Origin of the sequence: Shimia sp. (assembly GCF_039969785.1) — a bacterium.
Classification (GTDB): Bacteria; Pseudomonadota; Alphaproteobacteria; order Rhodobacterales; family Rhodobacteraceae; genus Shimia.
In genome coordinates, this window is sequence record NZ_JBDVNC010000013.1 from 44,503 (window position 1) to 55,898 (window position 11,396).

Annotated in this window: 12 protein-coding genes; 8 read left to right on the top strand and 4 right to left on the bottom strand. The window is 54.0% G+C overall.

From position 1 onward, the window contains the following. Nucleotides 1–211: 211 nt before the first annotated feature. The 5 genes from ccmA to ABJI08_RS05350 all read left to right on the top strand — a co-directional run bounded on the left by ccmA (nt 212) and on the right by ABJI08_RS05350 (nt 2,987). Complete coding sequence (gene ccmA, locus ABJI08_RS05330; RefSeq protein ID WP_348400789.1) at nt 212–835, top strand: heme ABC exporter ATP-binding protein CcmA; 624 nt, start codon at nt 212–214, stop codon at nt 833–835. Further along, the gene (gene ccmB, locus ABJI08_RS05335; RefSeq protein WP_348400790.1) at nt 832–1,488 is read left to right on the top strand and encodes a heme exporter protein CcmB; all 657 of its coding nucleotides are present in this window, start codon (nt 832–834) and stop codon (nt 1,486–1,488) included. Before ccmA ends, ccmB begins: the two co-directional genes overlap by 4 nt. 92 nt (nt 1,489–1,580) lie before the next feature. After that, the gene (locus tag ABJI08_RS05340; protein ID WP_348400791.1) at nt 1,581–2,312 is read left to right on the top strand and encodes a heme ABC transporter permease; all 732 of its coding nucleotides are present in this window, start codon (nt 1,581–1,583) and stop codon (nt 2,310–2,312) included. Continuing rightward, the gene (gene ccmD, locus ABJI08_RS05345; RefSeq protein WP_348400792.1) at nt 2,309–2,461 is read left to right on the top strand and encodes a heme exporter protein CcmD; all 153 of its coding nucleotides are present in this window, start codon (nt 2,309–2,311) and stop codon (nt 2,459–2,461) included. Before ABJI08_RS05340 ends, ccmD begins: the two co-directional genes overlap by 4 nt. Then, the gene (locus ABJI08_RS05350) at nt 2,454–2,987 is read left to right on the top strand and encodes a DsbE family thiol:disulfide interchange protein (RefSeq protein WP_348400793.1); all 534 of its coding nucleotides are present in this window, start codon (nt 2,454–2,456) and stop codon (nt 2,985–2,987) included. The genes ccmD and ABJI08_RS05350 overlap by 8 nt, the downstream gene beginning before the upstream one ends. Before the next feature lie 170 nt (nt 2,988–3,157). Here the strand turns inward: ABJI08_RS05350 and acnA are convergent, their stop codons facing one another. Continuing rightward, the gene (gene acnA / locus ABJI08_RS05355) at nt 3,158–5,845 is read right to left on the bottom strand and encodes an aconitate hydratase AcnA (RefSeq protein WP_348400794.1); all 2,688 of its coding nucleotides are present in this window, start codon (nt 5,843–5,845) and stop codon (nt 3,158–3,160) included. A 156-nt stretch (nt 5,846–6,001) separates the two neighbouring features. Between acnA and ABJI08_RS05360 the strand changes: the two genes are divergently transcribed. Next, on the top strand, nt 6,002–6,763 hold the full coding sequence (locus ABJI08_RS05360) for a DUF1223 domain-containing protein (protein WP_348400795.1): 762 nt from the start codon (nt 6,002–6,004) through the stop codon (nt 6,761–6,763). A 40-nt stretch (nt 6,764–6,803) separates the two neighbouring features. Here ABJI08_RS05360 and ABJI08_RS05365 read toward each other — a convergent pair whose 3' ends face one another. The 3 genes from ABJI08_RS05365 to purB form a co-directional block, all read right to left on the bottom strand. Further along, complete coding sequence (locus ABJI08_RS05365; protein WP_348400796.1) at nt 6,804–7,883, bottom strand: FliG C-terminal domain-containing protein; 1,080 nt, start codon at nt 7,881–7,883, stop codon at nt 6,804–6,806. Nucleotides 7,884–7,944: 61 nt separating this feature from the next. Beyond that, nucleotides 7,945–8,490, bottom strand: a complete 546-nt coding sequence (locus ABJI08_RS05370; protein WP_348400797.1) for a tetratricopeptide repeat protein — start codon at nt 8,488–8,490, stop codon at nt 7,945–7,947. A 372-nt stretch (nt 8,491–8,862) separates the two neighbouring features. Further along, nucleotides 8,863–10,167 (bottom strand): adenylosuccinate lyase, encoded by a 1,305-nt coding sequence (gene purB, locus ABJI08_RS05375; RefSeq protein WP_348400798.1) that lies wholly within the window; start codon nt 10,165–10,167, stop codon nt 8,863–8,865. Nucleotides 10,168–10,245: 78 nt separating this feature from the next. On the opposite strand from purB, the gene ABJI08_RS05380 reads away from it, so the two are divergent. Both ABJI08_RS05380 and ABJI08_RS05385 read left to right on the top strand, forming a co-directional pair. Continuing rightward, nucleotides 10,246–10,584 (top strand): hypothetical protein, encoded by a 339-nt coding sequence (locus ABJI08_RS05380; protein ID WP_348400799.1) that lies wholly within the window; start codon nt 10,246–10,248, stop codon nt 10,582–10,584. A 62-nt stretch (nt 10,585–10,646) separates the two neighbouring features. Further along, a complete protein-coding gene (locus ABJI08_RS05385) occupies nt 10,647–11,210 on the top strand; it encodes a hypothetical protein (RefSeq protein ID WP_348400800.1) in 564 nt (187 codons plus the stop codon). Nucleotides 11,211–11,396 lie beyond the last annotated feature (186 nt).

An 11,396-nucleotide genomic window follows, 5' to 3' on the forward strand; every position in this document is an offset into this window, starting at 1 on the left:
AAATAAGCCGTCTACAACGTTCGCAGCCTTAACACGGGTCATAGGGCGAAACGTCACCGCCGCAATACCGACGCAATACCGACGTGTTGCCGAAAGCGGTTTTGGTTTGAATTCAGACAGTTAACTGTTGATTCGCCCGGTGATGCTCCACATCGGCGCAGGCTATGCCATTTCGCTTTTGTCCGCGCCGGTTTTCGGGTAATCGAATGGCATGACTTTAAGCGTTCACGACCTGACGATCACACGTGGTGGCATCCCCGTTCTGGAAGGGCTTAATTTCGCCCTCGAACCCGGGCGCGCTCTTGTTGTGCGTGGTCCAAACGGGGTTGGCAAAACCACCTTGTTGCGCACCGTTGCAGCACTTCAACCGCCTGTGAACGGACGGGTTGAATGCCCGCCCGAAAGCATCGCGTATGCTGCCCACAGCGACGGTCTCAAGGCCATGCTCAGCGTCACAGAAAATCTGATGTTCTGGGCGGATGTCTTTGGAACCAAAGACATTTCTGCCGCGATCACAACCTTTGATCTTGAGGGATTGTCCGAACGTATGGCTGGCACATTGTCCGCCGGACAAAAGCGCCGACTTGGGCTGGCGCGCCTGTTGGTGACGGGCCGTCCCATCTGGGTTCTGGACGAACCCACCGTGTCGCTTGATACCGCATCGGTACAGATGTTCGCCGAAGCCGTGCGCACCCATCTCAAATCTGGCGGCAGCGCGTTGATGGCGACGCATATTGATCTGGGGTTGGAAGAAGCCGATGTTTTGGACGTTGGGCCGTTCCGGGCCAAACCGGGCAGCAAGGTCTCAGGCGGATTTGACGAGGGTTTCTTATGATTTCCTTGCTGATCAGGGATCTGAAACTTGCCTTCAGGGCAGGTGGCGGCTTTGGCCTTGGACTGGCTTTTTTCCTTATTGTTACGGTACTTATACCATTTGGCGTCGGGCCTGAAAGCGGCCTGTTGGCCCGCATCGCACCCGGTGTTTTGTGGCTGGGCGCGCTGTTGGCCTGCTTGTTGTCACTGGACCGAATTCTGGCGCTGGACTGGGAAGACGGCTCGCTCGACCTGCTGGCCACATCGCCTTTACCGCTCGAAGGTGTGGTGTCGATCAAGGCATTGGCCCATTGGCTGACCACTGGCCTGCCACTGGCGCTGGCTGCGCCTTTTTTGGGTCTGCTGCTCAACCTACCGGAACAAGGCTATTTGTGGCTGGTCGTTTCGCTGTTTCTGGGCACGCCCGCGCTCAGCGTAATAGGCACTTTTGGGGCGGCTTTGACGGTCGGGATCAAGCGGGGCGGGCTGTTGCTTTCTCTATTAGTTCTACCCCTTTACGTGCCAACATTGATCTTCGGAGCAGAGCTGGCCCGGCGTGGTGCAGAAGGGTTGGCAACAACGGTGCCGCTTTTAATGCTGGCCGGGATCAGCTTTGGTGTGATCGCTTTGTTGCCCTTTGCAAGTGCTCTGGTTTTACGGGTCAATCTTCGCTAGCGGAACTCAGAGTTGACGGATATCAAAGACGCGCGCGCCGCTCTCGGCGATGTGAGGTGCATTCATAGCCTCTAGGCAGTTAGGAAGAGTTCATGGGATCGTTCTGGGAATATGCCAATCCGGTCAAGTTCAGTCGCACAGCGGGCATCGTTTTGCCTTGGGTGTCTGTTCTTGCGACCATCGCTTTGGTCGTTGGTCTGATCTGGGGATTCTTCTTTACCCCGGATGACTATCGACAGGGATCGACAGTCAAGATCATATACCTGCACGTCCCTGCGGCGCTGATGGCCATCAATGTATGGTTCATGATGTTGATCACGTCGCTAGTCTGGCTGATCCGTCGCCACCACGTCAGCGCGCTTGCCGCGCGGGCTGCGGCGCCTGTTGGGATTGTTATGACGGTCATCGCGTTGATGACCGGTGCGATCTGGGGCCAACCGATGTGGGGCACATGGTGGGCGTGGGACCCGCGACTGACGTCGTTCCTGATTTTGTTTTTGTTTTACCTGGGTTACATGGCGCTTTGGGAAGCCATCGAGAACCCGGATACCGCCGCTGATCTGACGGCCGTCCTGTGCATCGTGGGCTCAGTATTTGCGCTTCTTAGCCGCTATGCCGTGAATTTCTGGAATCAGGGGCTGCACCAGGGTGCGTCGTTGAGTTTGGACAAAGAAGAGCATGTCGCCGACGTGTTTTCGACGCCGCTTTATATCTGCATTGCCGGGTTTATATTGTTGTTCATCGCGCTTGTTTTCCTGCGCACACGCACGGAAATCCAGAAACGCCGCACCAAAGCGCTGCTTGCACGAGAGAGGTTGGGATGATGCCTGAGCTTGGAAAATACGCCGTAACTGTCCTGAGCGCTTATGGAATTTCGATTGTTTTACTGATCATCCTGGTTTGGTGGAGCCTGACTGCGTCGCGCAAGGCTCGTCTTGAACTCGAAAAAGTAGAGGCACGCAGGAATGGCTAAAGTCTCACCTTTGATGCTGGCGCCGCCAATTGCCTTTGCGGCACTGGCTGTTTTGTTCCTGGTTGGAATGAACCGCGACAATCCGAATGAGCTGCCATCCACACTTGCGGGGAAGCAGGCGCCTGAAGTGGCGATGTCAGTGCTGGGCGACAAACCTTTGTGGACACAAGAATCGCTGAAAGACGGGAAAATCAAACTGGTCAACTTTTGGGCCAGTTGGTGTGCTCCCTGTCGGGTCGAGCATCCGACCTTGGAGCTTTTGAAGAATGAAGGCATTCCAATCTACGGTGTGAATTACAAAGATGCAGCCGGCAACGCGTTGGACTTTCTTGATGAACTCGGAGATCCTTACGAGGCCGTTGGTGCAGATCCCGAAGGCCGGATGGGCCTGAATTGGGGCGTTTACGGGGTTCCGGAAACTTATCTGGTGGACGGCGAGGGTAAGATTATCCTTCGCATCGCTGGCCCTCTGACGAAACGTCAGCTCGATGAACGCCTGCGTCCGGTCATGGCTGATCTGAACTAGCTGCTAATCGTCCTATTTGAACGTTATAAAGTGCGTCTGGTTGTAGCTGTACAGCGGCATCTGCAGGTCACGCTAGTAGTTGCATCAACTCACGGCAACCGGGGGTTCAAAGTCCTAAACGAAATGAGGCCCCAAAAAGGGGCCTCACAATTCACCAATTTTATTGGTTTTTATGACTTGGCAAGGTTGCGCAGCACATAGTGCAGAACGCCGCCATGTTCGATGTATTCGATCTCTGGCGCCGTATCGATACGACACTTCAGCGTGATGGTTTTGGTTGTGCCATCAGCGAAAGTGATGTCGCAAGGAACTTCCTGCAATGGTTCAATGCTGTCCAGACCCGAGATTGACACGGTTTCTTCGCCCGTCAGACCAAGCGATTTGCGTGTGTCACCAGCGGTGAACTCGAACGGGATCACACCCATACCTACCAGATTTGAACGGTGAATACGCTCAAAGCTCTCGGCGATCACGGCTTTGACACCCAAAAGCGCTGTACCCTTGGCCGCCCAGTCACGTGAAGAGCCCGCGCCATACTGTTCGCCGCCAAAGACGACCAGCGGTGTGCCGGCTTCCTGATATGCCATCGATGCGTCAAACACGGATGTCTGTGCGCCGTCTGGGCCCTTGGTGTATCCACCTTCGACGCCGTCCAGCATTTCGTTCTTGATGCGGATGTTGGCAAATGTGCCGCGCATCATGATTTCGTGGTTACCGCGGCGCGATCCGTAAGAGTTGAACTCGCGTGGGGCGACTTGACGATCTGTCAGATATTGACCTGCAGGCGTGGACTGAGCAAACGAACCAGCCGGGCTGATGTGGTCGGTTGTGATCATGTCACCCAAAATCAGCAGAACCTTGGCACCCTCAACGTTTGAGATTGTGCCGGGCTTGTCGCTCATACCCTGGAAATAAGGTGGGTTCTGAATGTAAGTCGACGTCGCGGGCCAGTCATAGGTTTCCTGCTGCGGAACATCCACGGCTTGCCATTTTTCGTCGCCTTTGAACACGTCGGCATATTTCGACAGGAACGCTTCGCGTGTGACAGTTTCCTGAACCAGATCCGCAACTTCCTGCGTCGTTGGCCAGATGTCTTTCAGATAAACGTCGTTGCCATCCTTGTCCTGACCAATCACGTCAGCTGCAAGGTTAATATCCAACGTTCCTGCCAGCGCATAAGCCACAACCAACGGAGGTGACGCCAGATAGTTGGCGCGTACATCCGGGCTGATCCGGCCTTCAAAGTTGCGGTTGCCTGACAGAACAGACGTTGCCACAAGATCGCCTTCGGCGATGGCTTCCGAGATTTCCTGCTGGATTGGGCCAGAGTTACCGATACAGGTTGTGCAGCCATAACCAACAAGGTTGAAGCCAACCGCGTCGAGGTCTTTTTGCAGATCAGCAGCTTCCAGATAGGCAGAAACAACCTGAGACCCCGGTGCAAGCGATGTTTTCACCCAAGGCTTACGGTTCATGCCCAACGCGGCCGCTTTGCGTGCCACAAGACCCGCGCCGATCATCACATATGGGTTTGATGTGTTGGTACAGGATGTGATCGAAGCAATCACAACCTTGCCGCTTTCCATGGTGTAATCTTCACCCGCGACAGCAACTTCTTTGCCCATCGGACGTTTGAAGGTGTCTTCCATTTCCTTGCGGAACGCATTCTGACCCTCGGTCAGTGCAACGTAATCCTGTGGGCGCTTCGGACCAGAGATGGCCGGAACGATTGTGCCCATATCAAGGTGCAGAGTATCGGTGTAGATCGGCGCATAGTCCGCATCCCGCCAGAACCCGTTTTCCTTGGCATACGCTTCGACCAGCGCGATGCGGTCTTTGTCACGGCCGGTGTTGTCCAGATAACGGATGGTTTCCGCATCAATTGGGAAGAAGCCACAAGTTGCGCCATATTCCGGCGCCATGTTGGCGATGGTTGCGCGATCGGCCAATGGCAGACGGTCCAGACCGTCGCCGTAGAACTCAACGAATTTGCCAACTACGCCTTTTTCACGCAGCAATTCCACAACTTTCAGCACGAGGTCGGTACCAGTGGTGCCTTCCATCATTGCGCCGGTCAGTTCAAATCCGATGACTTCGGGAATCAGCATTGAAATTGGCTGACCCAGCATTGCTGCCTCGGCCTCGATGCCGCCAACGCCCCAGCCCAGAACGGCGGCGCCGTTGACCATGGTGGTGTGGCTGTCGGTGCCAACAAGCGTATCGGGGTAAGCAACTTCGTTGCCGTCCTGATCAGTGTCAGTCCAGACGGTCTGGGCCAGATACTCGAGGTTGACCTGGTGGCAGATACCCGTTCCCGGAGGCACAACGCGGAAGTTATTAAACGCGGTCTGGCCCCATTTCAGGAAGGTGTACCGTTCCATGTTGCGTTCATATTCGCGGTCAACGTTCATCTGGAACGCACGTGGGTTGCCGAATTCGTCGATCATGACCGAGTGGTCAATAACCAGATCTACCGGCACCAGTGGGTTAATCTTTGACGCGCTGCCTTTGAGGCCGACAATACCGTCGCGCATTGCAGCAAGGTCAACAACAGCTGGAACGCCGGTGAAATCCTGCATCAGCACGCGGGCAGGGCGGTACGCGATTTCGCGAGGGTTTTTGCCACCTTTGGCACCCCATTCAGCGAACGCGCGAATGTCATCGGTCGAAACCGAAAAGCCGCCGTCTTCAAAGCGTAGCATGTTTTCCAGCACCACTTTCAGTGAAGCAGGCAGATTTGAGAAATCACCCAGTCCGGCTTCCTGGGCTGCGGGGATAGAAAAATAGGAAATAGATTTGCCGTTTACCGATAGCGTTTTACGGGTTTTGGCGGTGTCCTGTCCGACTGTGATGGTCATACTGGCCTCCCTCTGATCAAAAAATAAAGGTCTCGCTGGCGCTGCTTTTGACGCATAGTGGGCTTGCGTTCAAGGGGGTAGCGCAAAATTGTATACCATTGCACACAAAAAAGTTTCGACTGTATTGCCGATCACTGGCGTCTCTCAAAACGTTGATTGGCTTTTAATACCTTGAACCCCTACAAAAGATTCGAGAAACACTTCACTAAAACGGGCAGACACATGATCCGCATCTTCGGAACACTCGCGACACTATGGCTCATCTTAACCGGAGCTGCGGTTGCGCAGGATCGCCCAGTTGTCGTCGAACTCTATACATCACAAGGGTGTTCATCATGTCCGCCCGCAGACGCTTATTTTCTTGAGAAGCTTTCCAAGCGGGATGATGTCATAGCTTTGGCGCTGCATGTTGATTATTGGGATTATATTGGTTGGAAAGACAATTTTGCTGACCCGGCCTATACGGCACGTCAACAAAGCTATGCCCGCGCCGCAGGGCACCGTTCGGTCTATACCCCGCAAATGATTGTGAATGGCCAGGATCATGTTGTTGGCACGAAACCCGACAAACTTGAAAAGCTGATTAGGTCTCACAAGGCGCAGAGCGGAGACGTTGACCTAACTATTGAACGTCGCGGGAACCGGGTCGCAATCTCTGCCAGATCAGCAGTTACCACACCAATGATTGTTCATCTGGTGCGGTATACGCCACAAGAGAGCGTTTCAATCAAACGTGGTGAAAATGCTGGTAAGGTGCTGACCTACGCCAATATCGTGGACGACTGGCAGACCATCGGCAATTGGAACGGTCGTTCGCCGCTGAAAATGGATGCACGCGCCAAAGAAGACGCTCCTGCGGTAATTCTCATTCAAAGAGCGGATGGCGGACCAATCCTTGCTGCTGCAAAGATCGACTGAGGATTCTCTCTCTCAAACTGACAACAACGTGGTCTTCTGGTCATTCTTCCCCTTCGTCCTGAGCAATCAGTTTCAGGTCCCCCGCGCTTTCCAGTTCCCGAATGACCGTGGTCACAACGGAAAGTGCGGCCTCTCCTTCGCGAGAAGGGACGGTGCCGCGCTCTTCGATGCTTTCGCGCAGTTGATCAGCAAGCCGGGATGATATGCTGTCCAACAAAAACTCTGTTGTGGCACCCGCTTCCCCTTCCGTCGCGTATCCTAAAGCAGTGACCAGAGTTGCGTCGTCAATTTCTTTCGCGACGCGCGGAATATCGCGGGCTTCGACGCGTGCAGGGATATGAGCGTATGTGAAAATGGTTTTGCGCACTTTTTCGGCAAAATCGGCATCGGTTTCTTCAAGCGCGCTCAACAGATCGTCCCGTGTGGCGGCTGTGGACGAGTTCAGAATGGCCCCAACCCGATCAACCGGTGCGTCGACAAAAGCTTTTGGGGGAACATCATCCATCTGACTTGCCAGGGTCAGCCCAATACGATCAACCGCTTCGGGTGTAATGGCACCTGTCAAAGACACGGCATAAGTAATCCGGCGTGCCATTTCACCCGGGAGCGAGCTGAGAAGTTCGGCAGCTTTGCCCACGTCCAGTTTGGATACAGTAACGGCTGCAACTTCGATGCTCTCGGCTTCTACCAGCTCCTGAAGTTCGGGGATGCTGAGCGCGCGCAATCTGTCCCACGGATCGCCAATCTGGCGCACGCCTGCCTCTTTGCGGAGTCGCGCCGACGTCATCGGGCTGATTCGCCCCTCCAAAGCTGACAAGGCCCCTGAAACACCACCAGGAAATGACAGGCCAATCGATTCCAGCTCGTGGGCGAATTCCAAAAGGACGTCGCCCAGCGTGTTTCGGTCGATATAGGCCATTCTGCCCATCAGATAGGTCAGTTCAACCTGCTGGGCGTCAGGAAGGTCGCTCAGCGATACTTCGGCACCTTCATTGAGCAGAAAACGGACAATGATTGCCGCCTTGTGCTTTTTAGACAATTGAGAGCCTGACTGCTCTGGCTGTTTTTCGATTTGTGAATGTTTCGGCGTAATCCGCGCAAGTTGCGTCTGGCTGCTCATGAGAGGCTCCTAGTGTTGGGGCCAAGAAAGCACCCAACACTAAAGAATCCCTGAACTGCCTTTAGAAATTGTACGTAACACCCGTGCGGATCGCGGTGGCCAGGGAGACTTCCGGCCATGTACCTTCGCCGCCCCGTTCGCGGATCTCAAGAAGCTCGGCCCTCGCCAGAACCAAATCACCAGCCTCAATGTGGGCCTGACCTTTGTAAGACCGGGCTAAAAGGTTGTCAGGGTTGGCGTTCAGCGCTTTTTCATAGAAGGACATTCCGCTGGCGAGATCGCCCATGTTGCGATGCGTAAAGCCCCAGTAGGTTAAAACCCGGTCTTCATTTTGATCCGGCATTGCCTTCAAAACTCTTTGCGCGTCTTGCAAGCGTCCGGCATAGGCCAGTTCGCGCACAGCGTCGTACAAGGTATCTGAGTTCAGTTCAGAGTTTTCAGGATTTACACAGCGTTTTTTCTTGTCGCTCCAGACCTTACCCTTTTTGCATTCCTTAGTGGTTTGCGTGGGTTGAGGTGGATCGTTATTGTCGCTGCCTGCGGCGAGAAGAGGGGCAGGGGCAAAGGACGCCAATGCGACGCAGGATAAAACAACTTTGATATTCATAATAAAACTCCCTGATACTGGTGGCTGCCCCAAGCAAGACGAGGATATTGTTTCGGGAAAAGTATTGTTACAGTCTCTTTTCATTCTGGTGGGGCGTGCGGTTTAATAATCTTATATCACTGGAAACAGAGTTTCAGAAATCACACACGCGTCAACCATTTCTGAGTTTCAGTTCGCAATAATTGTTTCGATGTGATGGCTGTCCTCTCAGTTTTGGGAGATTTGAGCGGATTATTGCAGCGATGGGCGCGAGTTGAAGAGAATGCTTTTCCCAATGACGTTCTTAAGAAATATCTGATCACATTTAATCAAAACGCGCGAGGCCACCACAGATATGCTGTAGCGGCCTCGTCAGAAAATGGTGTTTTTAGTTTACGCGCCAAATACGCGCTTGAAGATCGTGTCGACGTGTTTCGTGTGATAGTCCATGTCGAATTTTTGGTTGATGGCGTCTTCGCCAAGCGCCGCAACAACGTCTTTGTCAGACAGTAATTCTTCACGGAAATCAGTGCGTTCTTCCCAAACCTTCAACGCATTGCGCTGGACCATGGAATAGGCGTCTTCGCGGGAAACCCCGGCTTGCGTCAGCGCCAAAAGCACGCGTTGTGACATCACCAACCCTGGGAACTTATTCATGTTGTCTAACATGTTTTCTGGGAAGATCAGCATTTTTTCAATCACGCCCGCCAGACGGTTCAGCGCAAAATCTAGCGTGACTGTCGCATCTGGACCGATGGCACGCTCGACTGAAGAGTGCGAAATATCGCGCTCATGCCAGAGTGCGACATTTTCCATTGCCGGGATCACTGTCATGCGTACAAGGCGGGCCAACCCGGTCAGGTTTTCTGTCAGAACCGGGTTTTTCTTGTGAGGCATCGCGGACGAACCTTTTTGACCCATCGAGAAAAACTCTGCGCCTTCCAACACTTCGGTGCGCTGCATGTGGCGGATTTCGATTGCAACGTTTTCGATTGATGATGCGATCACGCCCAGCACGGCAAAGAACATGGCGTGGCGGTCACGTGGAATGACCTGGGTCGAGATCGGTTCCGGGCGCAGGCCCAGCTGTTCGCAGACATGCTCTTCAACTGCGGGGTCAATGTTGGCGAATGTGCCGACAGCGCCGGAAATGGCACCGGTGGCAACCTCGTCGCGCGCGGCTTGCAGGCGTGTTTTGTTGCGATCCATCTCTGCGTAGAACCGCGCAAAAGTAAGACCCATTGTGGTTGGTTCCGCGTGGATACCGTGACTGCGGCCGACGCGGACGGTATTTTTGTGTTCCAAAGCCCGAGTTTTGAGAGCGGCCAATACTCTGTCCAATCCGCTCAGCAGGATGTCTGCCGCGCGTACCAGTTGGACGTTCAGACAGGTATCAAGCACGTCAGACGACGTCATGCCCTGATGCACAAACCGTGCTTCGTCAGAACCGACATGTTCCGCGAGATGCGTCAGGAACGCGATAACGTCGTGTTTGGTGACGGCTTCAATCTCGTCAATGCGCGCCACGTCAAATTGCGCGTCTTTGGCTTTCCAGACGGCATCCGCGTTTTCCTGAGGGATCACGCCCAGATTGGCTTGGGCGTCACAGGCGTGGGCCTCGATTTCGTACCAGATGCGGAATTTCGTTTCGGGAGACCAGATGGCAACCATTTCGGGGCGAGCATAGCGGGGGATCATGTCACAGCCTTGTGTATAGAGAGCTTTCGCGCGCGGTTTAGACTGAAGGCAACGTCGCGGCAAGGTTGGAGAGATCAAATGAGACGGATTGCCCTTGTTTTGGGTATTTTGGCTGCTCCTTTGCACGCACAGGACTGGAAACAGGCAACAGAAGCCGAGATTGCCGATTTTCTGACGGGTCGCGTCGTGGAATATGCTTCGGCTTGGCAAAAATTCTATAGCTCTGGGCGGACACTGTATCATGCCGGGCCTGACAGCTGGGGCAATTGGCTATTGCGAGACGATCAATATTGCAGTCGATGGCCGCCGAGCGGGCTATGGGATTGTTATGAGGTCTGGCTTAAGACACCAAATAACATCCGTTTTGTGGGAACGGACGGGTCGCATTCAGATGGCGTGAGACGTCCGGCGCCTTAGGAAATGCTGGACAGTTCGACACAGGCTAATAGGATCAAAATATTCGAGAAAGGATGTTTGATGTGAAAAAGCTAACCAAATTTTTATGTGCCGGTGTGGCTGCGCTGGGATTAAGTGGCGGGGTTGCCAGTAGTTTGCTTGCAGATACACCTGTAACTTACAATGATGGATCCAATTCCGTGTTCCGGATCAATGTGCCGGACTTTTGGAGTGCGCGTGTCGGAGGGCATCGTGAGTTGACAGCGCCGGGTGATGAAGGATCCCGTGTTGTGGACCGTGTCATCGGATTGCAGCCCGAACGCGACAGCGGAGTTTGGGTTGGATTTGTATCGCCCAATGGCCTGAGTACGCTGGACGAAGCGGCAGAATATGCCCGGTCGCTGGCACCGCAGATTGCCAAGGACACCGAGATAACCGATTTCGAAAATCGCAACATCGCGGGCTATCCATCACGTGTCTATCGTGGGCATGGGCGTCGTGACGGGAACACAGTGTATTTCACTGTGTCGCTTATCGATCTTCCCAATGGGCGAGTGATTTTCAGCATGACCGCACTGCAGCCGGGGTACGAACCGACCGTCCTTGATGACGTCAATGCCATCTACAATTCCATTCGGTCACAGTGAGGGAGGCAGAAATGACACCTATTTCTAAGAATATTTTTCGTATCGTCGCCCTGGTCACAGCCGGAGGGGTCGCTCTGTCGGGGTGTGAATCAACAGGTGGATATACCCAAACCGGCGTGTATTACGATTCTATGATGTGGAACGATTACTATCGGCCGCCACACAATCGACCGGGGCGTCCCGAGC